This is a genomic window from Streptomyces sp. NPDC056883 (assembly GCF_042788835.1).
Classification (GTDB): domain Bacteria; phylum Actinomycetota; class Actinomycetes; order Streptomycetales; family Streptomycetaceae; genus Streptomyces; species Streptomyces stoeckheimensis.
Map to the genome: position 1 here is coordinate 149700 of NZ_JBHUBS010000014.1, position 21421 is coordinate 171120.

A 21421-nucleotide genomic window follows, 5' to 3' on the forward strand; every position below is an offset into this window, starting at 1 on the left:
GCCGGGCACCCATGTACCGCGTGTGCTTCGTCTGCACCGGCAACATCTGCCGCTCTCCCATGGCCGAGTCGGTCTTCCGCTCCCACGTGGCCGACGCCGGGCTCTCGGGCCTGGTCGAGGTGGACAGCGCCGGCACCGGCGGCTGGCACGAGGGGGACGGGGCCGACCCGCGCACCGTGGCCGTCCTGGAGGCCGCCGGGTACGAGCCCGGCCACCGGGCCCGGCAGTTCCGGGCCTCCTGGTTCGCCGGCCTCGACCTCGTCATCGCCCTCGACGCCGGGCACCTGCGTGACCTGAGGGCGCTCGCCCCCACCCCTGAGGACGCCGCCAAGGTCCGGCTGCTGCGGTCCTACGACCCGGCGGCCTCCGCCGCCCAGGCCGACGTACCGGACCCCTACTACGGCCCCCTCGACGGATTCGAGGAGTGCCTTCAGCTGGTCGAGGCCGCGAGCCCCGGCCTGCTGGCCGCCGTAAGCGAAGCCGTGAAGGAGAAGGAGCACACCCCATGAGCGCCCCCGACCCCGTGTCGCCGAAGGCGGAGCGGTTCGGCGACGGCACCGTCGCCGTCCGCGCCGGTCTGCCGGAGCCCGTCAAGAACGAGCCTCCGCTGCCCGGCCCCGTCTTCGCCGCCCACTTCCACCTTCCCGGCGACGTCGAGGGCCCCTACGCCTACGGCCGCGACACCAACCCCACCTGGACCCTGCTGGAGCGGGCCATCGGGGAGCTGGAGGCCCCCGGCCTGGACGGAGCCGACACGGTCGTCTTCGCCTCCGGCATGGCCGCGGTGTCCGCCGTCCTGCTCTCCCAGGCGCGCGCGGGCGAGACCGTCGTCCTGCCGGACGACGGCTACCAGGTCCTGCCCCTCGTACGGGAACAGCTGGAGGCGTACGGGGTCCACGTGCGCACCGCCCCCACCGGCGAGGACGCCCAGCTCTCCGTGCTCGACGGGGCCCGGCTGCTGTGGCTGGAAACCCCGTCCAACCCGGGGCTCGACGTCTGCGACGTACGGCGCCTCGTGGACGCGGCGCACGCCGGCGGAACCCTCGTCGCCGTCGACAACACCCTCGCGACCCCGCTCGGCCAGCGCCCCCTCGAACTGGGTGCCGACTTCTCAGTGGCCAGCGGCACCAAGGGGCTGACCGGCCACGGCGACCTGCTGCTCGGTTACGTCGTCTGCCGCAACGCCGAGCTCGCCGCGGGCATCCGCCGCTGGCGCAAGGTGGTCGGCGCGATCCCCGGCCCCATGGAGGCCTGGCTCGCCCACCGTTCCCTGTCCACCATCCAGCTGCGCGCGCAGCGCCAGTGGGCCAACGCGCTCGCCGTCGCCGAGGCCCTCGCCGACCGCGGTGACGTCACCGGGCTGCGCTACCCGGGCCTGCCGTCGGACCCGTCCCACAAGACGGCCGCGCGTCAGATGCGGGGCTTCGGCTCCGTGGTCTCCTTCACCCTGGCCGACCGCGCACACGCGGAACGGTTCATGGCCGCCCTGCGGCTCGTCGAGGACGCCACCAGCTTCGGAGGCGTGCGGTCCACCGCGGAGCGCCGCCGGCGGTGGGGCGGCGACGCCGTTCCGGAGGGCTTCATCCGCTTCTCCGCAGGGGCCGAGGACACCGAGGACCTGGTCGCGGACGTGCTGCGGGCGCTCGACCTGGCGGCCGCGAAGAGCTGACCGGCCGCCCGAAGGCGGTCCGAGCACGCCGTCCGGCGGCCCGGACCGCCCGGATCCCCTACCGGCGGGTTTCACCCGGACGCGTTTCAGAAGCGGAAGTCTGGGCCACTCTTCTCCCATGACCGAACGTCCAGTGGTCAAACGCACCGCCCGCGCGATCCTGCTCGACGGTGACGACCTGATCCTCATCAAGCGGACCAAACCCGGCGTCGACCCGTACTGGCTCACTCCCGGCGGGGGCGTCGAGTCCTCGGACCTGACCGTCGTCGACGCCCTCCACCGAGAACTCCACGAGGAACTCGGCGCGAAGATCACCGATGTCGTGCCCTGCTTCGTCGACACCATCGAGCACATCGCCGACGGGGGAGTGACCGGCGTCAAGGTGCAGCACTTCTTCGTCTGCCACCTCGAATCCATGGACCCCAGCCAGCGGCACGGCCCCGAGATCGACGAGCCGGAGGGCGAGTACGAGATCGTCCGCGTGCCCTTCAGCCGCGTCGGCATCGCCGCGGTGCACCTCGTCCCGCTGTCCCTGCGCCACTACCTCGACGGCAACATCGAGGGCGTGCGCGCCATGCACGCCCCCGACCTGGGCTGACCCCCTCACGCGGGCGCCGCCGCAATCAGCCGGCGACGCCCGCCAGTTCCTCCACCTCGTCGTGCCGGATCCGGTCACCGGGGATCCCGATCCTCTTCAGCGCGTCCACTCCGCTGCGGATCATCGCGGCCGGCCCCGAGACGAACGCGTCGTACGAGCTCCAGGGCCCGTGGGTGCCGACGGCCTGCGGCAGTTGTCCGGCGAACCCCTCGTCACACACCACCGGGCGCACCGACAGCCAGGGGTGCGAGCGCTGCAGCCCCAGCAGCGTGTCCTTGTCGTACAGGTCGTCGTCACTGCGCGCCCCGAAGAACACCTCCACCGGACGCCGCTCCCCGTGCTCGGCCACGTCCTCGATCAGCGCCTTGATCGGGGCGATCCCCGTGCCGCCGCCCAGGCACAGCATTCCGTTGTCGGTGCTGTGGTCGACCACCATCGATCCCGCCGGAGGCCCGAGCCGCAGCACGTCGCCGGGCCGGGCGTGCCGTACGAGCGCGTTGGAGACCCATCCCGCCGGTACGGCCTTGACGTGGAAGGACAGCAGTCCGTCCGCGCGCGGCGCCGAGGCGAAGGAGTAGTGCCGCCAGATCCGCGGCCACCACGGGGTCTCCAGGCTCGTGTACTGGCCCGCGAGGAAGGGGTAGGGCTGGTCGGGGCGGACGGTGATCACCGCGATGTCGGAGGTGCGCAGATCGTGGGAGACCACCTCCGCGTGCCACCACGGCGGCGCCTTGGGCTCGTCCTCGGCCGCCGCGTCGATCATGATCTGGGAGATCGCGGTGTACGCCCGGACCCAGGCGGCCTCGGTCTCCGGCCCCCAGGTGGACTCCGCGTACTTGGCCAGCGCCCCGATCAGGGCCTCTCCGACCGGCGGATAGTGCTCCGCCCGCGTTCCGTACTTGCGGTGCCCCGTGCCCAGCCGGCGCAGGTAGGCGGTGAGCACCTCGGGGTTGTCGATGTGCTCGGCGGCCGTCAGCAGCGCCTTCAGCAGCCGGTCGCGCTGTACGTCCATCGCTGCGGGGAACAGCCCCCGGAGATCGGGGTATCCCGTGAACACGACGGCGTAGAAGTAGGAGGTCACCTTGTCGGCGACGGGTGCGATCTCCGCGAGGGTCCGGCGGATGAGAACGGCATCGGGTGAGGGCTCGGGCGCACTGTCCCCGGACGGTATCCGGGACGGCCCCCGTCTTGCCGATCTGGTGGGCGGAGCGTCCATGCGGTGCCTCGCTTCGAGCATCTCGGTAGGTCTGCACACGCCACGGCCTTCGAATCCGTGGTTCCGGGTTTCACAGCGTGCCAGTCCGCCCCAGAGCCTGCGGGGAAATGCGGGAAATCCGCGTTTCGAACCCACTTTCCCCTTAAGATGCCTCAACTCCCATGCGCGCCACCCCTGTCAGCTGGTATGCCTCCCGCAGGTCCCGGCCCTCGTAGACGTGCGTCGCCCGCTCCACCAGGTAGGGCCGGGCATTCACCGCGACCGAGACCGGGACCACGTCGAAGAGCGCCACGTCGGTGCTGGAGTCCCCGTACGCAACACAATCGGCCCGGGTCACGCCGAACCGCGCGCACAGCTGGTCGGCCACCGTGACCTTCCCCTCCGGCGTCAGGATCCCGGCCACGTCCACCGGCCGAGTGAAGGGCACTTCCGGGAAGACCGAGCCGTGCGCGGCGTGCGCGCCCCACTCCAGCAAGAGCTCCACGAAGAACGACGGCGACAGCGAGATCACCGCGCAGTACTCCCCGCGCTCCCGGATCTCCTTCCAGACCTCCTGGATCCCCAGCAGCCACGGAGCCGCGTCGAACGCCGCCCGGACGTGCGCCGGGGTCAGATCCGCCCAGAGCCGCTGGATGGCCGTCGCGAACTGGAACGGCTGGAGCTCCAGCGCGGCGAAGGACCGCTCCAGCGCGGCGATCTCTTCGCTCAGCCCGAGTTGCCGGGACATCTCGACGGGTGACGACGTGCCGTACATCAGCGTTCCGTCGAGGTCGAACAGGTGAAGGCGGGTCATAGCCATCGAGGCTAGTCCCTATGTTTCACGTGAAACAGTGCCCCGCCCCGGACGGCGCACGCGGCGGCGGGGCGATGTTTCACGTGAAACATCCACCCCAAATCCCCTGGACCGGATCCCGGTCCATGAACCACTCTGAGGCCGTGACACCACCCCATCTCACCGCCCTCCCCATTCGCGCACTGACCGTGGACGACCTCCGCCACTGCGCCGATCTCTCAGAAGACCGCGGCTGGCCCCGCGAGGACCACAAGTGGGGGCTGCTGCTCGCCGCCGGACACGGCTACGGCATCGACGCCCCCGACGGCCTGGGACTCGCCACCGTCTGCGTGGTCACCCGCTACGGGCCTCCGCTGGCCGATCCCGAACTCGCCGCCATCGGCATGGTCCTGGTCGCCGAGCGCTACGCCCGCCAGGGTCTGGGCCGACGCCTGATGACGTACATCTGCGACGACGTCCTCAAGGGCGTTCCGATCACCCTGCACGCCACCCCGTACGGCCGCCCTCTCTACGAGGAGCTCGGCTTCGAGACCACCGGCCGTGCCGAGATGCTCCGGGGCTCCTTCAGCCCGGATGCCGCCGCTCCCGGGCAGGACGGAATCCACGTCCGGCCCGCCGGTGGCGAGGACATCCCGCGGATCCTGCTGCTGGACGCCGAGGTCTTCGGCGCCGACCGGACCCACATGGTCACCCGGCTGCCGGCCTTCACGGACCGGCTGCTCGTCGCCGAGGACCCGTCCGGCGAGCTGATCGGCTACGGAGCCATCTGGCCGAACATGGAGACCCATGTCATCGGACCGCTGGTGGCCCGCGACACCGATGCGGCCCGCGCCCTGGTCACCGCCCTTGCGGCCGCCACCGACCGGCCCTTGCGCACCGATGTCGACGTACGCCACGAGGAGCTGCTCGGCTGGCTCAAGGACCGTGGTCTCGGCTCCGTGACCTTCAATGCCGTGATGACCCGGGGCATCCCCGACCTGCCCGGTGACTGGACCCGCCGCTGGGCTCCGCTCACCGTGGCGGCCGGCTGAGCCAGGAGGACCGGACCATGACCGACACCAGTTCCGACCTGCTCATCCGGCCGGCCACCGAGGAGGACCTGCCGGCGATCGTCGCGATGCTCGCGGACGACCCGCTCGGTGCCACCCGGGAGTCCCCCGACGACCTCACCCCGTACGTGGCGGCGCTCCAGCGGCTGACGGACGATCCCCACCAGCACGTGGTCGTCGCCGTCCGTGCGGACCGCGTCGTCGGCACGCTCCAGCTGACGATCGTCCCCGGGCTCTCCCGCAAGGGGAGCACCCGTTCGATCATCGAGGGCGTACGCGTCCACGCCGACGAACGCGGCAGCGGACTGGGAACCCGCTTCATCGAATGGGCGATCGAGCGGTCCCGCGCGGAGAACTGCGCACTCGTCCAGCTCACCTCGGACGTGACCCGCACCGACGCCCACCGCTTCTACGAGCGGCTCGGCTTCACCGCGTCCCACGTCGGGTTCAAGCTCCAGCTCTGAGCCTCCGTGTGGGCCGGGTCGCTGCCGGCGGCCCGGCCTACGATCGGGAAGATGAGCAGCCTCCCCCTCATCAGCACCGCGGAGCGCCGACGTCGCCTCGGCCGCCGGCACTGCCTCGCACCGTCGGCCCGCGCCACGAACGTGCCCGAGGCCGCGGACGCCGTGATCGGCCTGCACGCCACCGACGCATCGACGGTGTTCCTCTCGGCCCGGGCCCGGCTGAGCGAAGGCGGACCGGGGGCGGTCGAACGGGCCCTGTACGAGGACGTGAGCCTCGTACGGCTGCTCAGCATGCGCCGTACGCTCTTCGCCGTTTCCACCGAGCTCGCCCCGTACGTCGACTCCTCCACCGCGCGGGCCATCGCCGCGAAGGAGCGGCGCACCCTCCTCAAGCACCTCGCCGAAGACGGTCAGGGCCTCGATGCCGACTGGCTCGCCGGGGCGGAGAGCGCCGCCCTCGACGCACTGGACAGCCAGGGGCCCTCCACCGGCAGCCAGCTCTCGGCGGCCGTGCCCGTACTGCGCCAGAAGATCACCATCGAGCGGGGCAAGAAGTACGAGACGGAGACGGGCGTCGCCACCCGCGTCATCCGGCTCCTCGCCGCCGACGGCCGCATCCGCCGGGACCGGCCCCGGGGGTCGTGGACCTCCAGCCAGTACCGCTGGGTTCACACCGAGCCCTGGCCCGCCGTGCCGCCGGCCGAGGCCCGCGCCGAGCTGGCCCGCCGCTGGCTCGGGTCGTACGGTCCGGCCACCGAGGCCGACCTCAAGTGGTGGACGGGCTGGACCCTCACCGACGTGCGCACAGCTCTTGCCGCGGTCGGCCCCGACACGGTCCGGCTCGACGACGGCACCACCGCGCTCGTCAGCCCCGGTGACACCGGGCCCGAACCCGAGCAGGAGCCCTGGGCCGCCCTGCTGCCCGCCCTCGACCCGAGCGCGATGGGCTGGGCGGACCGGGGCTTCCACCTCGACCCCGCCCACCGCCCGGCCCTCTTCGACTACGCCGGCAACATCGGCCCCACCGTGTGGTGGAACGGCCGGATCGTCGGCGGTTGGGCCCAGCGCGCCGACGGAGAGATCGTCCACCGGCTGCTGGGGGACGCCGGCAGCGGAGCCGAGGAGGCCATCGCCGCCGAGGCCGTCCGGCTCTCCTCCTGGCTGGGGGAGGCCCGCGTCACCCCACGCTTCCGCACCCCGCTGGAGCGTGAACTCGCAGCGGGGTGAGGGCGGTCCGCTAGCCGATGCCCCGCCAGCCCTGCGGGTCGACCCCGCCGGGCACCGGCGCCTGCGGGTCGTAGGGCTCGCGGGTGAACACGAACGAGCCGAGGTCGAGGTGGCTCACCGATCCGTCCGGCCGCCGTACGGCCCGCAGCGACTCGCCCGCGTAGTAGCCGCCCAGTCCGGTCCAGCTGCCGTCCGGCTCGGGCCGGAAACGCGCGGACCGGCCGCTGCCACCCACCGGGCCCAGCTCCAGGGAACCGTCGTAGGTCAGTCGTACGGCCTGGGCCGACGTGCCCCAGTACCAGGGGCCACAGAGCTCCAGCGCGACGGGATCGGCCTCCCGCAGCGGCCGCCACGGCTCGGGGATCCGCGGCTCCGCCTCGGCGACGATGCCCAGCAATTCGGCCGCCAGCGTCGAAACAGCCGGCCCCGAAGTGCAGTTGGCCAGCACCACCGCAGCCACGTCGTCCGCTTCGCTCAGCCACAGCCCGGCGACGAAGCCGGGCAGCGAGCCGCTGTGGCCCGCGAGCCGGCGCCCGCCGCTCAGCGTCAGCTGCATCCCCAGCCCGTATCCGAGCTCGGCGAGGCCCGGCTCCGGCGGGGTGGCCGACGTCCGCATCTCCCGAACGGACTCCGCGCTCAGCACGCGCGCGTCGCCCCGCACGAGGAAAGCGGCGAACTTCGCCAGATCGGCGGTGGTGGACCACAGCTGGCCGGCCGGGGCCATGAGCCCGAGGTCCTCCAGGGGCTCCGGCATCATCACGTCCGCCCACGGGTGCACCGCCCAGCCGCCGGCGTGCGGAGCCACCGGCTGCGCCGACGTGCGCTCCAGTCCCAGCGGCTCCAGCACCTCGGCGCGGAGCACGTCCTCCCACGGCCTCGCCCGGACGGCTTCCACGAGCGAACCGAGCAGGGTGTAGCCGGGGTTGGAGTAGTGGTGGCGGCGTCCGGGCTCGAAGCGGAAGGGGTGCTCGCCCAGGACGTCCGAGAGCTCCGGCCGCAGCGTGCCCGCCGTGCGCTCCCACCACTCGCCGGGCGTCTCCGCCGCCAGCCCGGCCGTATGGGACAGCAGTTGCCCCACCGTCACCTCGCCGACTCCGGTTCCCGGAAGGAACTTCTCGACCGGGTCGCCCAGTTCCAGCAGGCCCTCGTCCCGCAGCCGCATCACCAGCACGGCGGTGAACGTCTTGGTGATCGACCCGATCCGGTACTGCACGTTTCCGTCCGGACCGTGCCCCTCGACCATGGTCCGGGACCCCTCCCAGACCACCTCTCCACCCCGCACCACGGTCGCCACCAGGGACGGAGCCCGGCCCTCGCGCTGCGCCACCGCGATCCGGTGGCTCAGTGCACGCCGGGTCGCGGGCAGCAGGACAAGATCTTCAGATACGGCATCCATGGGGCGGATGCTACGTGTTGGCCATGTCCACGAACCGCGAATAATGGCCCTGGAAGGCCACGGTGATGGTGGCCGTCGGACCGTTACGGTGCTTCGCCACGATCAGGTCCGCCTCACCTGCTCGGGGGGACTCCTTCTCGTACGCGTCCTCGCGGTGCAGCAGGATCACCATGTCGGCGTCCTGCTCGATCGAGCCGGACTCACGCAGGTCGGAGACCATCGGCTTCTTGTCGGTGCGCTGTTCGGGACCACGGTTCAGCTGGGACAGCGCGATCACCGGGACCTCCAGCTCCTTCGCCAGGAGCTTGAGGTTTCGGGACATGTCCGAGACCTCCTGCTGGCGGCTCTCGGGCCGGCGCGAGCCGCCCGACTGCATCAGCTGGAGGTAGTCGATGACGACGAGCGACAGGTCGCTGCGCTGCTTGAGGCGGCGGCACTTGGCCCGGATCTCCATCATCGACAGGTTCGGGGAGTCGTCGATGTAGAGCGGGGCGGCGGAGACGTCCGGCATCCGGCGGGCCAGCCGGGTCCAGTCGTCGTCCGTCATCGTGCCGGAGCGCATGTGGTGCAGGGCCACCCGGGCCTCCGCCGAGAGCAGGCGCATCGCGATCTCGTTGCGCCCCATTTCGAGGGAGAAGATGACGCTGGGCAGATTGGCCTTGATGGAACAGGCGCGGGCGAAGTCCAGCGCGAGGGTGGACTTACCCATGGCGGGACGGGCCGCGATGACGATCATCTGGCCCGGGTGCAGACCGTTGGTCAGCGAGTCCAGGTCCGTGAAGCCGGTCGGGACGCCCGACATCTGGCCGCTGCGCGACCCGATCGCCTCGATCTCGTCGAGAGCGCCCTCCATGATGTCGCCGAGCGGCAGGTAGTCCTCGGAGGTCCGCTGCTCGGTGACGGCGTAGATCTCGGCCTGGGCGCTGTTGACGATCTCGTCGACGTCCCCGTCGGCGGCGTAGCCCATCTGTGTGATCTTCGTACCGGCCGCGACCAGGCGGCGCAGGACCGCCCGCTCGTGGACGATCTCCGCGTAGTACTCGGCGTTCGCCGCCGTGGGGACCGACTGGACGAGGGTGTGCAGGTAGGGAGCCCCGCCGATCTTGCTGATCTCACCGCGCCGGGTCAGCTCGGCGCTGACGGTGATCGGGTCGGCCGGCTCTCCCTTGGCGTACAGGTCGAGGATCGCCTGGTAGATCGTCTCGTGCGACGGGCGGTAGAAGTCGTGGCCCTTCAGCACCTCGACCACGTCGGCGATGGCGTCCTTGGACAGCAGCATGCCGCCCAGGACGGACTGCTCGGCGTCGAGGTCCTGGGGCGGGACGCGCTCGAAGCCGCCGCCCCCGCCGTCCCAGGAGCCGCCCTCGCGGCCCCGATCGCTCTGTTCGTCCCCGCGGCCACGGCCTTCGCCGTTGCGGCGCGGACGGGCGGGCAGACGGTCACCTGGACCGCTGTCGGCCCAGGGGTCGTCCATGGGCTCGGACATGCTCACCGGGCCGCCTCCTCCCGTCCGCAACGCGGACCTTGCCGTGTCACTCTTTCTACGACACGGCTCTGACATTTGGGGCACCCGAATCGGCTCTCGGCGAGTCGGACAACGCACCACGGTAGGGCCGCGAGCGACGTCAGCCAATCTTGTTATCCACAGGCTGTGTGGATGAGGTGTGGATGACGGCGCCAATGCTGTGGGTAACTCCCCGGAAGCTGTGCACGGACCGGGGGACGGCGCTGTGGACAAAATCACCTGCCCTACCCACCTACCCCACCTGACCTGGCACTTCTCCCTCCACCGGCTGTGGGGAAGAAAATTATTCGCCACTGTCTCAAGATCGCCTCCAACGAGGTGGGACGAACGCTCGAATCGGCGTATCGGTAAGGAGTCCAGACCCCTTGCGTCTATTACCTGTGGAAGATTAGATTGAGCACATGAGACAGGCCCCCACCGCACCGAAGGCTGCCCCGAGACGGCACGACCGCGAGATCCTCGCACTCGCCGTCCCCGCCTTCGGCGCCCTCGTCGCCGAACCCCTCTTCGTGATGGCCGACAGCGCCATCGTGGGCCACCTCGGCACACCCCAGCTGGCCGGTCTCGGCATCGCTGCCGCACTCCTCACCACGGCCGTGAGCATCTTCGTCTTCCTCGCCTACGCCACCACCGCGGCCGTGGCCCGCCGCGTCGGCGCGGGCGACCTCCAGGCCGCCATCCGGCAGGGCATGGACGGCATCTGGCTCGCCCTGCTCCTCGGCGCGGCCGTCGTCGCCGTCGTGCTGCCCACGGCGCCCACCCTGATCTCCTTCTTCGGGGCCTCCGACACCGTCGCCCCGTACGCGATCACCTACCTGCGGATCTCGGCCCTCGGCATCCCCGCGATGCTCGTGGTGCTCGCCGCCACCGGCGTCATCCGCGGCCTCCAGGACACCCGGACCCCGCTCTACGTCGCGATCGGCGGCTTCGCCCTCAACGGAGCCCTGAACGTGGCCTTCGTCTACGGGGCCGGCCTCGGCATCGCCGGCTCCGCCTGGGGCACCGTGATCGCCCAGTGCGCCATGGCCGCCGCCTACCTGGTCGTGGTGGTCCGGGGCGCCCGCAGGCACGGTGCCTCCCTGAAACCCGACGCCGAGGGCATCCGGGCCTGCGCGCAGGCCGGCGCACCCCTGCTGGTCCGCACTCTGTCCCTGCGGGCCGTCCTGCTGATCGCGACCGCCGTGGCCGCACGCCTCGGGGACGCCGACATCGCCGCCCACCAGATCCTGCTCTCCCTGTGGAGCCTGCTCGCCTTCGCCCTCGACGCGATCGCGATCGCCGGGCAGGCCATCATCGGCCGCTACCTCGGCGCGGGCGACACGGCGGGGGCCAAGGCCGTCTGCCGCCGCATGGTGCAGTGGGGGATCGCCTCCGGCATCGTCTTGGGCCTCCTCGTGATCGCGGCACGCCCGGTGTTCATCCCGCTCTTCACGAGCGACCCCGCCGTCGAGGACGCCCTCCTGCCGGCCCTGCTCGTGGTGGCCGTCTCGCAGCCCGTCTCCGGCATCGTCTTCGTCCTCGACGGCGTCCTGATGGGCGCGGGCGACGGCCGCTACCTGGCCTGGGCCATGCTGCTGACCCTGGCCGTCTTCACCCCGGCCGCGCTACTCGTACCGACCCTGGGCGGCGGGCTGACGGCCCTCTGGTGCGCCATGACCCTGATGATGCTGGTCCGGATGGTCACCCTCCAGCTGCGGGCCCGCTCGGGCCGCTGGCTGGTCGCCGGAGCCACGCGCTAGACCTCAGCAGCCCGGGGGAGCCTCGAGCCGACCCCCGGGCGTTGTTTCACGTGAAACATCGCCCGTTCTCGACCTCTGTTTCACGTGAAACAACGAAGAAGGGCCGCACCCCCGGAGGGGTGCGGCCCTTCATGCGCAGCCCTTAGGCGGCGACGACCTCGATGCCAACGGTCGCGGCCACGTCAGCGTGCAGACGCACGGAGACCTGGTACGAGCCGAGGGTCTTGATCGGGGAGCCCAGCTCCACGCGGCGCTTGTCGACCTTCGGGCCACCGGACGCCTCGATCGCCGTGGCGATGTCGGAGGGTGTGACGGAACCGAAGAGACGACCGGCGTCACCCGCGCGGGTGGCCAGACGGACCTTGACGTTCTCGAGCTTGGCCTTGAACTCGTTGGCCTGCTCGATCGTCGCGATCTCGTGGATCTTGCGGGCGCGGCGGATCTGCGCCACGTCCTTCTCGCCACCCTTGGTCCAGCGGATCGCGAAACCACGCGGGACCAGGTAGTTGCGGGCGTAGCCGTCCTTGACGTCGACGACGTCGCCGGCGGTGCCGAGGCCAGAGACCTCGTGGGTCAGGATGATCTTCATTATTCGGTCACCCTTTCCTTATCGCGCGGTGGACGTGTAGGGCAGCAGTGCCATCTCACGGCTGTTCTTCACAGCCGTGGCGACGTCACGCTGGTGCTGCGTGCAGTTGCCGGTGACGCGGCGGGCACGGATCTTGCCACGGTCGGAAATGAACTTCCGCAGCATGTTCGTGTCCTTGTAGTCCACGTACGCGGTCTTGTCCTTGCAGAACGCGCAGACCTTCTTCTTAGGCTTGCGCACAGGCGGCTTCGCCATTGTGTCTCTCCTGTGAAATCAAGAAGTGGGGGTGCGAGCTGCCCTAGAAGGGCGGCTCGTCCGAGTAGCCACCGCCGGAGCCGCCGGAGCTTCCGCCCCAACCGCCACCGCCGCCGCCCTGCTGCTGGCCGCCGGCCGGCGCACTGGACGCCCAGGGGTCGTCGGAGGGAGCTCCGCCGCCCTGGGGGCCGCCGCCACTGGGGGCTCCGCCCCAGTTGCCACCGCCGCCGCCCTGCTGCTGACCGCCGCCACCGCCGCCGCCGTATCCACCCTGGCCACCGCGACCCGTGGTCTTGGTGACCTTGGACGTGGCGTTCTTCAGGCTGGGGCCGACTTCCTCGACGTCCAGCTCGTAGACCGTGCGCTTGACACCCTCACGGTCCTCGTACGACCGCTGCTTCAGCCGGCCCTGCACGATGACGCGCATGCCTCGCTGAAGGGACTCGGCGACGTTCTCGGCCGCCTGGCGCCAGACCGAGCAGGTCAGGAATAGGCTTTCGCCGTCCTTCCACTCATTGGTCTGCTTGTCGAAGGTGCGGGGAGTGGACGCGACACGGAACTTCGCGACCGCCGCACCCGAGGGGGTGAAGCGCAGCTCGGGGTCGTCGACGAGATTGCCGACGACCGTGATGACGGTCTCGCCTGCCATGGATGAACCTCTCGGCGGGGATTGCTGCTGGGCTGCTGTGCTACTCGGTCCCGATTACCGCTGAACCGAAGTTCAGTGGGTCTCGGGGCGAAGGACCTTGGTCCGGAGAACCGACTCGTTCAGGTTCAGCTGTCGGTCAAGCTCCTTGACGACCGCAGGCTCGGCCTGGAGGTCGATGACCGAGTAGATGCCCTCGGGCTTCTTCTTGATCTCGTAAGCGAGACGACGACGGCCCCAGGTGTCGACCTTCTCGACCTTTCCGTTGCCCTCACGGACGACAGAAAGGAAGTTCTCGATCAGCGGGGAGACAGCGCGCTCCTCGAGATCGGGGTCGAGGATGACCATCACTTCGTAGTGACGCATGTGGAACCCACCTCCTTTGGACTCAGCGGCCACGGTCGTTCCGTGGCAGGAGGGTCGTGATGCGTGCGCACGGCATCTGCAGAGCAGACACCGCGCAGCTGTACAGACTACCTCCTCGACTCCTTCCGGTTGAAATCCGGCACCAGGAGGCCACAATCTGTATGCATCGGGTGTTCTCGGTGCTAAGCCCCCGGCCCCGCCGGAGGCGGCCCGCAGCACCGCTCTGCTGCAGCCAGGAGGTGCCTTCCCATGGCACAGGCAATGCAACGACAGTCCATCTCCCTCTTCGCGACCGACGGCAAGCCCCATCCGCTCCAGGACACCCTGGTGGCGGTCACGCTGGTCCTCGGCGCCGTGGCGTTCGTCACGGCCTTCTTCCACAACCTGCACCTGCTCAGCTCGTGGACCGGGCTGATCGGGATCGTCACCGGGCTCTACGGCCAGTTCATCTCCGTCACGACACGCGAGCGGACGGCACTGATCATCGGCCTCGGAGCCTCTGCCATCGGCTTCTTCCTCGGCATGGCGCACGGCGGTCTTTTCGGCGGCTGGCTGGGCTGACCGGGTGCCTCCGCGACGGGGCGCCGGCCTCCCACCGGCCCGGGCCCGGCCTGTCCCCCAGATGGGTGGCGCCCCCGTCGCAGTAGGCTTCGCGCCATAGCCAGCGAAGCCGCCGAGGAGACGCCCCGCATGAGCCTGTCCCTGAGGACCATCAGCCGAGAGCAGCACTTGGGCTACCTCCAGAGCCTGCCCTCGGCTAGCCACTGCCAGGTCCCGGCGTGGGCCGACGTGAAGAACGAGTGGCGTTCCGAGAACCTCGGATGGTTCGACCAGTCCGGCGAACTCGTCGGCGCCGCACTCGTGTTGTACCGACAGCTGCCCAAGGTGAAGCGGTACCTCGCGTACCTCCCCGAGGGCCCGGTCATCAACTGGTACGCCCCCAACCTCGAAGAGTGGCTCCAGCCGATGCTGGCCCACCTCAAGCAGCAGGGCGCCTTCACCGTGAAGATGGGCCCGCCCGTCGTCATCCGCCGCTGGAACTCGACCGCCATCAAGGCCGGGATCCAGGACCCGGAGGTCAAGCGCCTGCGCGACGTGGAGGCCTCCGTCATCGAGCCCCGCGCCTTCGAGGTCTCCGACAAGCTGCGCCGGATGGGCTGGCAGCAGGCCGAGGACGGCGGAGCCGGCTTCGGCGACGTCCAGCCCCGGTACGTCTTCCAGGTACCGCTGGCCAACCGCTCGCTGGACGACGTCCTCAAGGGCTTCAACCAGCTGTGGCGCCGCAACATCAAGAAGGCCGAGAAGGCCGGCGTCGAGGTCGTCCAGGGCGGCTACGAGGACCTGCCGACCTGGCAGAAGCTGTACGAGGTCACGGCCGAGCGCGACAAGTTCCGCCCGCGCCCGCTCAGCTATTTCCAGCGCCAGTGGACGGCCCTCAACTCCGAGGACCCCAACCGGATGCGGCTGTACATCGCCACGCACGAGGGGGAGCCGCTGGCCGCCGCCACGATGCTCACCGTCGGCCAGCACGTCTGGTACTCGTACGGCGCCTCCGCCAACCACAAGCGTGAGGTCCGTCCTTCGAACGCGATGCAGTGGCGCATGCTGCGCGACTCCTACGCGCTCGGTGCAAGCGTCTACGACCTGCGCGGCATCAGTGACACCCTGGACGAGAACGACCACCTGTTCGGCCTCATCCAGTTCAAGGTCGGTACGGGCGGCGAGGCCGTCGAGTACGTCGGCGAGTGGGACTTCCCGCTCAACAAGCTGCTGCACAAGGCGCTCGACATCTACATGTCGCGTCGCTGACCCCGCCCCATCCACACACACCGCACCGCTGCACCACGCAGCTTTTCGAGAGAGGCTCCGGACGGGCATGGCGCTCACGCTCTACGTCGACACCGCGCGCTGGCGTGCGCACCAGAAGCAGATCCAGGACCAGTTCCCCGGGATGATCCCCGTCTGCAAGGGCAACGGCTACGGCTTCGGTCACGAGCGGCTCTGCGAGGAGGCGACCCGGATGGGTGCCGACGTCCTCGCCGTCGGCACGACCTACGAGGCCGCCAGCATCAAGGACTGGTTCGGCGGTGACCTGCTCGTCCTCACCCCGTTCCGGCGCGGCGAGGAGCCGGTGCCGCTGCCGGACCGGGTCATCCGCTCGGTGTCCTCGCTGGACGGGGTGCGCGGCCTGGTCGGCGCCCGTGTGGTCATCGAGTGCATGAGCTCGATGCGCCGGCACGGGATCTCCGAGCAGGAACTCGGCCAGCTCCACTCGGCGATCGAGGACGTCCGGCTGGAGGGCTTCGCCCTGCACCTGCCGCTGGACCGCCCGGACGGCTCGGACGCCGTCGAGGAGGTCATCGGCTGGATGGACCGGCTGCGCGCGGCCCGGCTGCCGCTGCACACCATGTTCGTCAGCCACTTGAAGGCTTCGGAGCTGACGCGGCTGCAGCAGCAGTTCCCGCAGACGCGCTTCCGGGCCCGCATCGGCACCCGGCTGTGGCTGGGCGACCACGAGGCGACCGAGTACCGCGGCGCGGTGCTCGACGTCACCCGCGTCGCCAAGGGCGACCGGTTCGGCTACCGGCAGCAGAAGGCCGCCTCCGACGGCTGGCTGGTCGTCGTCGCCGGCGGCACCTCCCACGGAGTCGGCCTGGAGGCCCCCAAGGCCCTGCACGGGGTGATGCCGCGCGCCAAGGGCGTCGCCCGGGCCGGACTCGCCACCGTCAACCGGAACCTGTCGCCGTTCGTGTGGGCGGGCAAGCAGCGCTGGTTCGCCGAGCCGCCGCACATGCAGGTGTCCATCCTGTTCGTGCCGTCGGACTCTCCCGAGCCGAAGGTCGGCGACGAGCTGGTGGCGCACCTGCGCCACACCACCACGCAGTTCGACCGGGTGCTCGACGCCTGAGTCACTCCCCGGGGCGCGCGCCCCATTCCACTCGCTGACCCTCCGAAGGCGCCGCGTCCTGCGGCGCCTTCGGCGTACGCGGGAGCGTGAAGACGTCCTCGGCGCCGTCCAGGACGCCCCCGGAGGGGTCGTCCGAGCCGTCGCGCCTCACCACGTCCCGCTCGGGCAGCAGGATGTCGCGTACGACCACCGCGCACAGGTAGAGCGTGCACAGCAGGTGGGCCGTGATCGCCAGCTGGTAACCCTCCAGCGGCAGGCCCTGGTGCTTGTCCCCGCTGGTCGTGTAGGCGAGGTAGAACCAGATCCCCAGGAAGTAGACGACCTCGCCGGCCTGCCAGATCAGGAAGTCCCGCCAGCGCGGCCGGGCCAGTGCGGCGAGCGGGATGAGCCAGAGCACGTATTGGGGCGAGTAGACCTTGTTGACGAGGATGAAGGCGGCCACCAGCAGGAAGGCCAGCTGCGCGAAGCGGGGGCGGCGGGGCGCGGTGAGCGTGAGCAGGCCGATGCCCGCGCACAGCAGCAGCGTCAGGCCCGTCGCGTAGGTGTTGGCGCCTTCGAGGGGGTTTCCGGAGCGCTGGGAGATCAGCAGCCACACGGATCCGAAGTCGATGGGCCGCTCCTGGCTGAAGGTGTAGAACTTCTGCCAGCCCTCCCAGGCGAAGAGCATCACGGGGAGGTTCACCACGAGCCAGGCGACCACGGCGCCGCCGACCGCCTCGCCGAACGCACGCCACTTCCCGGCCCGCCAGCAGAGCACGAACACGGCCCCGAGCAGCAGCACGGGATAGAGCTTGGCCGCGGTGGCCAGGCCGATCAGGACGCCGAAGGCCACCGGCCGGCTCCGCGACCACATGAGCATCGCGGCGGCGGTCAGGGCGATGGCCAGCAGGTCCCAGTTGATGGTCGCGGTGAGGGCGAAGGCGGGAGCGAGGGCGAAGAGCAGCGCGTCCCAGGGCCGCCGGCGGTGGGTACGGGCCACGCACACCGCGATCACGGCGGCGCAGACCATCAGCATGCCCGCGTTGACCATCCAGTACATCTGCTCCCGGTGCTGCATGGAGCCGCTGCCGGGGGTCATCCAGGAGGCGATCTCCATGAAGAGCCCGGTGAGCACCGGGTACTCCAGGAACTGCATGTCGCCCGGGATCCGGTCGAAGTACGGGGTGAGGCCGTCGGCGAAGCCGCGGACCACGTAGAGGTGCGGGATGTCCGAGTAGCAGGCGTGGGTGTACTGGGAGCCGGCCCCGCGGAACCACGCCCAGTCGTAGCAGGGCAGCTTCTGCACCATGCCGAGCGCGAACATCCCCAGGGCGACGAGCACGACGACCCGCACCGGGGTGAGCCAGTGGCCGCCCAGCCGGGCGTAGCGGCCCAGCGGGCCGCCGATGAGCTCGCTCCCCGCGGCGGCCACCTCGTCCTGCTGGGTGGGCAGTACGGGGCTGTCCTCGTGCACCTTCGTCATGCGCACATCCTGCCGTACGGCGCCGCACATGGGAGAGGGCCGCCGCACTCGGTGCGACGGCCCTCTCCTGCCGTGTCGTGGGCGCTCGGTCAGCCGCCCGTGGAGCCCCCTATCGGGAAGCCTCCGTTACCACCGTTCGTCGCGCCGCCCGGCCGGCCACCGCCCGTCTTGCTGGCCGAGGGCGAGGGCGACCGGGAGGAGCTGGCGCTCGGGTCCGGGTCGCAGATGGCCCACGGCTTGCAGGTCGGCTTGCCGCCGCTGCGCGAAGGGCTGGGGCTGGGGGACGGGGACGGCGAGTTCGACGGAGACGGCGAGGGCGAGGGCGAGGGGGACGGTGAGGGCGACGGCGAGGGAGCACCGGAGGCGTCCGCGACGACACCGACCTCCTCGGGCTTCGGGAAGTCCGACTCCGGGACGCCGTTCAGCGCCTCCTTCATGTACTTGGTCCAGATCTCGGCCGGGATGTCACCACCGTGGAGGGAGGGGATGCCCGCCACGCCCCTCATCGAGATGAGTTCCTTCTTCTGCGCGCTGGGGTCCGAGCGGAACAGCGCCACGGAGGTGGACAGCTCGGGGGTGTAGCCGACGAACCAGGCCGACATGTTCTTGTCGGTGGTGCCGGTCTTGCCCGCGGCGGGCCGGCCGAGCTTCTTGGCCTTCGTACCGGTGCCGTTCTCGACGACGTTGCGCAGGACCTTGGTGATGTTGTCCGCGATGGAGTTGTCCATGGCCCGCTCCGCCTTGGGCGCCTCGAAGCCGGGGACGTCCTTGCCGTTCTTCTGGACCTTGGTCACCGAGTACGGATCGTGGTGGGTGCCGGAGGCGGCGAAGGTGGCGTACGAGTCGGCCATCCGGATGGCGCTGGGGGTCGAGGTGCCCAGCGCGAAGGAGGCGTTGTCGTTCGGGTCGAAGGACTCCTTCAGGATGCCGGTCGACTCGGCGACCTTCCTCACCTTGTCGTGGCCGACGTCGAAGATGAGCTGGGCGAAGGGGACGTTGATGGAGTCCTCCATCGCCTTGTTCAGCGTCACGTAGCCGTAGTCGGTCGGGCTCTCGTTCTTCTGCTTGAACGGCTTGCCGGAGCCGTCGCGCAGCGGCTGGCCGGCACGGTTGTTGATCACCGTGAGGTCGCTGGCCATGTACTTGCTGTCGGCCGAGATCCCCTTGCCCTTGGAGTTCTGGGTGCCGTACTGCATGGCCGCCGCGAGCACGAACGGCTTCCAGGTCGAGCCGACCTGGACACCGGAGGTGTTGGCGTTGTTGTTGAAGTGCTTCTTGTCGATGCCGGGACCGCCGTACAGGGCGACGAGGGCTCCGGTCTTCACGTCCACCGAGGCCGCGCCGAACTGCACGAAGGTGTCGGTGTCGGGCCGCTTCTTCTCGTCGATCAGCCCGTCGCGGGTGCCCTCGACGGCCTTGACCATCGCGTCCACCTTCGTCTTGTCGAAGGTGGTGTAGATCCGGTAGCCGCCCTTGGCCAGGTCCTCGACCTTGATGCCGTTGGTCTTCAGCATGTACAGCTTGGCCGTCTCGACCAGGTAGCCGATCTGGCCGGACATGCCGGCGGCCTCGGGGGCCTCGATCAGGGCGGGGAATTCCTTGAACTGGTCCCTCTCCGCCTGCTGCATGCGGCCCACCTTGACCTCGCGGTCCAGCACCCAGGCCCAGCGCTTCACGGCCCGGTCCTTGTTCGCCTCGGGCGTGGCCGCGGAGCCGATGCCGCCGTCGGGGTTGTAGAGGTTCGGGCCCTTGAGCACGGCGGCGAGGAAGGCGCTCTCGGAGGGGGTCAGCTTCTCGCTGTCCTTGCCGAAGTAGGCGCGCGCGGCGGCCTGGATCCCGTAGGCGTCGCGACCGTAGTAGGCCGTGTTCAGGTAGCCGGCGAGGATCGTGTTCTTCTCCTCGCTCACACCCAGCTTTATCGAGATGAAGAGCTCGGTGACCTTCCGCTTGAGCGTCTGGTCGGAGTCCAGGTACGTGTTCTTCACGTACTGCTGGGTGATCGTCGAGCCGCCCTGGGTGGATCCGCCCTTGGCCATGTTCCACACGGCGCGGGCGATGCCCATCGGGTCGACGCCCTTGTCCGATTCGAAGGACTCGTTCTCCGCCGCGATCACGGCGTTCTGCATCGACAGGGGGATCTTCCCGATGGGGACGATCTGGCGGTTCACGGAGCCGCCGGTCGCGACCATCTGGCTGCCGTCGGACCAGTAGAAGACGTTGTTCTGCGCATCGGCCGTCTTGTTCGCGTCGGGCTTGTTCACCATGGCGATGCCGATACCGGCGCCTGCCGTGATGATCGCGAAGAAGCCCAGGGCCGTGCCGCAGACGAGCTTCCAGGAGGGGACCAGGCGCTTCCAGCCGACCTTTTCGCCGCGCGGGTAGTTGATGAACCGCTTGGGGCGGCCGGCGCCCGTGGCGCCCCTGCCCCGTCCCGCCGGGGCGCGGCCGGCGGATCTCCGGGCGTCCGATCGGCTGCCGTGACCTGGCTGCTGTCCGTACGGCCCACTGGGTGACGCGGTGGGGACGTCACGCCCGGCACCGGCACCCCTGGAGGGACGCTGCTGGGCAGCCTTGCGGGCGGCGGCGCGGCCGCCGCCCTGGGGCTGTTGCGGTTTGCGGCGGTGCTCGCTCATCGAACGACTACTCCTCGGGCAGGCGAGTGGCCTGGAAGCGGCAGGTGAGTTCCGGTCCCCCCGGTGTCATGGCGCACAGACTACGCACGCCCAAAAGCCAATCAGTGCCGAAGTTCACCCCAAATCAGGCAACTTGCCTCGCGCAAATCAGTGATGTGACGCCGGTCACCGTGTCACCACTTGTAGCTGACGGCTACCCGTTCTATCGTCTGGATGTATCGAGTCGATACATCAGCTCGACATAAAGACTCCGAGGCGGGGGAAAGGGCAGGCGGATGAGCAGGCGCTCAGGCATCCTCGAGTTCGCTGTTCTCGGCCTGCTCCGCGAATCTCCCATGCACGGTTACGAGCTGCGCAAGCGGCTCAACACCTCGCTGGGGGTGTTCAGGGCGTTCAGTTACGGGACGCTCTACCCCTGCCTCAAGACGCTCGTCACCAACGGATGGTTGATCGAAGAGCCGGGCAACGCCCCGGAGGACGCTCTCGCCGCTTCACTCGCAGGGCGCCGCGCCAAGATCGTCTACCGGTTGACGGCAGCAGGTAAGGAGCACTTCGAGGAGCTCCTCTCCCACACGGGCCCCGATGCCTGGGAGGACGAGTCCTTCGCCGCCCGCTTCGCCTTTTTCGGTCAGACCGAGCGAGACGTACGCATGCGGGTGCTGGAAGGCCGTCGCAGCCGCCTTGAGGAGCGCCTGGAGAAGATGAGCGCCTCGCTGGCTCGCACACGCGAGCGGCTCGACGACTACACGCTCGAGCTGCAACGCCACGGCATGGAATCCGTGGAGCGCGAAGTGCGCTGGCTGAACGAGCTCATCGAGAGTGAGCGGGCGGGACGGGATCAGAGACGACCCGGTCCGTCCGACGAAACTGCAAAGTGAGGTCTGCA

General features: G+C 70.0%; 21 protein-coding genes. 11 read left to right on the top strand and 10 right to left on the bottom strand.

The window, feature by feature from the left end:
* Positions 1–11 precede the first annotated feature (11 nt).
* The 3 genes from ACFRU2_RS29500 (at position 12) to ACFRU2_RS29510 (ending at position 2267) form a co-directional block, all read left to right on the top strand.
* A complete protein-coding gene (locus ACFRU2_RS29500; protein WP_382977623.1) occupies positions 12–509 on the top strand; it encodes a low molecular weight protein-tyrosine-phosphatase in 498 nt (165 codons plus the stop codon).
* Positions 506–1669, top strand: a complete 1164-nt coding sequence (locus tag ACFRU2_RS29505; RefSeq protein ID WP_382977626.1) for a cystathionine gamma-lyase — start codon at positions 506–508, stop codon at positions 1667–1669. Before ACFRU2_RS29500 ends, ACFRU2_RS29505 begins: the two co-directional genes overlap by 4 nt.
* Before the next feature lie 118 nt (positions 1670–1787).
* Positions 1788–2267 carry an NUDIX domain-containing protein gene (locus ACFRU2_RS29510; protein WP_250738602.1) on the top strand — a complete coding sequence of 160 codons (480 nt, stop codon included), beginning with the start codon at positions 1788–1790 and terminating at the stop codon, positions 2265–2267.
* Between the two features lie 25 nt (positions 2268–2292).
* On the opposite strand, the gene ACFRU2_RS29515 is transcribed toward ACFRU2_RS29510, so the two are convergent.
* Together ACFRU2_RS29515 and ACFRU2_RS29520 are read right to left on the bottom strand one after the other, a co-directional pair.
* Positions 2293–3483, bottom strand: coding sequence for a globin domain-containing protein (locus ACFRU2_RS29515; protein WP_382977629.1), 1191 nt, complete (start codon positions 3481–3483; stop codon positions 2293–2295).
* Positions 3484–3625: 142 nt separating this feature from the next.
* A complete protein-coding gene (locus ACFRU2_RS29520) occupies positions 3626–4276 on the bottom strand; it encodes an HAD family hydrolase (RefSeq protein WP_382977632.1) in 651 nt (216 codons plus the stop codon).
* Between the two features lie 143 nt (positions 4277–4419).
* Between ACFRU2_RS29520 and ACFRU2_RS29525 the strand changes: the two genes are divergently transcribed.
* Genes ACFRU2_RS29525 through ACFRU2_RS29535 form a run of 3 tightly spaced genes read left to right on the top strand, consistent with a single transcriptional unit; the run spans position 4420 to position 7016 of the window.
* Positions 4420–5307 (top strand): GNAT family N-acetyltransferase, encoded by an 888-nt coding sequence (locus ACFRU2_RS29525; protein ID WP_382977635.1) that lies wholly within the window; start codon positions 4420–4422, stop codon positions 5305–5307.
* A gap of 17 nt (positions 5308–5324) precedes the next feature.
* On the top strand, positions 5325–5789 hold the full coding sequence (locus tag ACFRU2_RS29530; RefSeq protein ID WP_382977638.1) for a GNAT family N-acetyltransferase: 465 nt from the start codon (positions 5325–5327) through the stop codon (positions 5787–5789).
* Between the two features lie 51 nt (positions 5790–5840).
* Positions 5841–7016: a winged helix DNA-binding domain-containing protein gene (locus tag ACFRU2_RS29535; protein ID WP_382977641.1), complete on the top strand. Its 1176-nt coding sequence runs from the start codon at positions 5841–5843 to the stop codon at positions 7014–7016.
* Positions 7017–7026: 10 nt separating this feature from the next.
* On the opposite strand, the gene ACFRU2_RS29540 is transcribed toward ACFRU2_RS29535, so the two are convergent.
* On the bottom strand, positions 7027–8412 hold the full coding sequence (locus tag ACFRU2_RS29540) for a serine hydrolase domain-containing protein (RefSeq protein ID WP_382977644.1): 1386 nt from the start codon (positions 8410–8412) through the stop codon (positions 7027–7029).
* A gap of 10 nt (positions 8413–8422) precedes the next feature.
* Positions 8423–9886, bottom strand: a complete 1464-nt coding sequence (gene dnaB / locus ACFRU2_RS29545; protein ID WP_382977853.1) for a replicative DNA helicase — start codon at positions 9884–9886, stop codon at positions 8423–8425.
* Between the two features lie 452 nt (positions 9887–10338).
* Between dnaB and ACFRU2_RS29550 the strand changes: the two genes are divergently transcribed.
* On the top strand, positions 10339–11676 hold the full coding sequence (locus ACFRU2_RS29550) for an MATE family efflux transporter (RefSeq protein WP_382977647.1): 1338 nt from the start codon (positions 10339–10341) through the stop codon (positions 11674–11676).
* A gap of 142 nt (positions 11677–11818) precedes the next feature.
* Here ACFRU2_RS29550 and rplI read toward each other — a convergent pair whose 3' ends face one another.
* From rplI to rpsF, 4 genes are all read right to left on the bottom strand, one after another.
* On the bottom strand, positions 11819–12265 hold the full coding sequence (rplI, locus tag ACFRU2_RS29555; protein WP_243331152.1) for a 50S ribosomal protein L9: 447 nt from the start codon (positions 12263–12265) through the stop codon (positions 11819–11821).
* An 18-nt stretch (positions 12266–12283) separates the two neighbouring features.
* Positions 12284–12520, bottom strand: coding sequence for a 30S ribosomal protein S18 (gene rpsR, locus ACFRU2_RS29560; RefSeq protein WP_005315025.1), 237 nt, complete (start codon positions 12518–12520; stop codon positions 12284–12286).
* A gap of 43 nt (positions 12521–12563) precedes the next feature.
* Positions 12564–13169: a single-stranded DNA-binding protein gene (locus tag ACFRU2_RS29565; RefSeq protein WP_382977651.1), complete on the bottom strand. Its 606-nt coding sequence runs from the start codon at positions 13167–13169 to the stop codon at positions 12564–12566.
* 72 nt (positions 13170–13241) lie between these two features.
* Entirely contained in the window at positions 13242–13532 is a 291-nt protein-coding gene (gene rpsF / locus ACFRU2_RS29570) for a 30S ribosomal protein S6 (RefSeq protein WP_015034882.1), read from the bottom strand.
* A gap of 249 nt (positions 13533–13781) precedes the next feature.
* On the opposite strand from rpsF, the gene ACFRU2_RS29575 reads away from it, so the two are divergent.
* From ACFRU2_RS29575 to ACFRU2_RS29585, 3 genes are all read left to right on the top strand, one after another.
* Positions 13782–14093, top strand: a complete 312-nt coding sequence (locus ACFRU2_RS29575; RefSeq protein ID WP_382977654.1) for a hypothetical protein — start codon at positions 13782–13784, stop codon at positions 14091–14093.
* A gap of 129 nt (positions 14094–14222) precedes the next feature.
* Complete coding sequence (locus tag ACFRU2_RS29580) at positions 14223–15341, top strand: peptidoglycan bridge formation glycyltransferase FemA/FemB family protein (protein WP_243331146.1); 1119 nt, start codon at positions 14223–14225, stop codon at positions 15339–15341.
* A gap of 67 nt (positions 15342–15408) precedes the next feature.
* Entirely contained in the window at positions 15409–16440 is a 1032-nt protein-coding gene (locus ACFRU2_RS29585; RefSeq protein ID WP_382977657.1) for an alanine racemase, read from the top strand.
* 1 nt (position 16441) lies between these two features.
* On the opposite strand, the gene ACFRU2_RS29590 is transcribed toward ACFRU2_RS29585, so the two are convergent.
* Entirely contained in the window at positions 16442–17902 is a 1461-nt protein-coding gene (locus ACFRU2_RS29590; protein WP_382977659.1) for a glycosyltransferase family 87 protein, read from the bottom strand.
* Between the two features lie 89 nt (positions 17903–17991).
* On the bottom strand, positions 17992–20535 hold the full coding sequence (locus ACFRU2_RS29595) for a transglycosylase domain-containing protein (RefSeq protein ID WP_382977660.1): 2544 nt from the start codon (positions 20533–20535) through the stop codon (positions 17992–17994).
* A 275-nt stretch (positions 20536–20810) separates the two neighbouring features.
* On the opposite strand from ACFRU2_RS29595, the gene ACFRU2_RS29600 reads away from it, so the two are divergent.
* Positions 20811–21413 carry a PadR family transcriptional regulator gene (locus tag ACFRU2_RS29600; protein ID WP_250738617.1) on the top strand — a complete coding sequence of 201 codons (603 nt, stop codon included), beginning with the start codon at positions 20811–20813 and terminating at the stop codon, positions 21411–21413.
* Positions 21414–21421 lie beyond the last annotated feature (8 nt).

Excerpts from the sequence above, each read along its gene's own strand:
- ACFRU2_RS29500 (WP_382977623.1), top strand. The coding sequence starts at position 12 with ATGTACCGCGTGTGCTTCGTCTGCACCGGCAACATCTGCCGCTCTCCC.
- ACFRU2_RS29505 (WP_382977626.1), top strand. The coding sequence starts at position 506 with ATGAGCGCCCCCGACCCCGTGTCGCCGAAGGCGGAGCGGTTCGGCGAC.
- ACFRU2_RS29510 (WP_250738602.1), top strand. The coding sequence starts at position 1,788 with ATGACCGAACGTCCAGTGGTCAAACGCACCGCCCGCGCGATCCTGCTC.
- ACFRU2_RS29515 (WP_382977629.1), bottom strand. The coding sequence starts at position 3,483 with ATGGACGCTCCGCCCACCAGATCGGCAAGACGGGGGCCGTCCCGGATA.
- ACFRU2_RS29520 (WP_382977632.1), bottom strand. The coding sequence starts at position 4,276 with ATGACCCGCCTTCACCTGTTCGACCTCGACGGAACGCTGATGTACGGC.
- ACFRU2_RS29530 (WP_382977638.1), top strand. The coding sequence starts at position 5,325 with ATGACCGACACCAGTTCCGACCTGCTCATCCGGCCGGCCACCGAGGAG.
- ACFRU2_RS29535 (WP_382977641.1), top strand. The coding sequence starts at position 5,841 with ATGAGCAGCCTCCCCCTCATCAGCACCGCGGAGCGCCGACGTCGCCTC.
- ACFRU2_RS29540 (WP_382977644.1), bottom strand. The coding sequence starts at position 8,412 with ATGGATGCCGTATCTGAAGATCTTGTCCTGCTGCCCGCGACCCGGCGT.
- dnaB (WP_382977853.1), bottom strand. The coding sequence starts at position 9,886 with ATGGACGACCCCTGGGCCGACAGCGGTCCAGGTGACCGTCTGCCCGCC.
- ACFRU2_RS29550 (WP_382977647.1), top strand. The coding sequence starts at position 10,339 with ATGAGACAGGCCCCCACCGCACCGAAGGCTGCCCCGAGACGGCACGAC.
- rplI (WP_243331152.1), bottom strand. The coding sequence starts at position 12,265 with ATGAAGATCATCCTGACCCACGAGGTCTCTGGCCTCGGCACCGCCGGC.
- rpsR (WP_005315025.1), bottom strand. The coding sequence starts at position 12,520 with ATGGCGAAGCCGCCTGTGCGCAAGCCTAAGAAGAAGGTCTGCGCGTTC.
- ACFRU2_RS29565 (WP_382977651.1), bottom strand. The coding sequence starts at position 13,169 with ATGGCAGGCGAGACCGTCATCACGGTCGTCGGCAATCTCGTCGACGAC.
- rpsF (WP_015034882.1), bottom strand. The coding sequence starts at position 13,532 with ATGCGTCACTACGAAGTGATGGTCATCCTCGACCCCGATCTCGAGGAG.
- ACFRU2_RS29575 (WP_382977654.1), top strand. The coding sequence starts at position 13,782 with ATGGCACAGGCAATGCAACGACAGTCCATCTCCCTCTTCGCGACCGAC.
- ACFRU2_RS29580 (WP_243331146.1), top strand. The coding sequence starts at position 14,223 with ATGAGCCTGTCCCTGAGGACCATCAGCCGAGAGCAGCACTTGGGCTAC.
- ACFRU2_RS29585 (WP_382977657.1), top strand. The coding sequence starts at position 15,409 with ATGGCGCTCACGCTCTACGTCGACACCGCGCGCTGGCGTGCGCACCAG.
- ACFRU2_RS29590 (WP_382977659.1), bottom strand. The coding sequence starts at position 17,902 with ATGACGAAGGTGCACGAGGACAGCCCCGTACTGCCCACCCAGCAGGAC.
- ACFRU2_RS29595 (WP_382977660.1), bottom strand. The coding sequence starts at position 20,535 with ATGAGCGAGCACCGCCGCAAACCGCAACAGCCCCAGGGCGGCGGCCGC.
- ACFRU2_RS29600 (WP_250738617.1), top strand. The coding sequence starts at position 20,811 with ATGAGCAGGCGCTCAGGCATCCTCGAGTTCGCTGTTCTCGGCCTGCTC.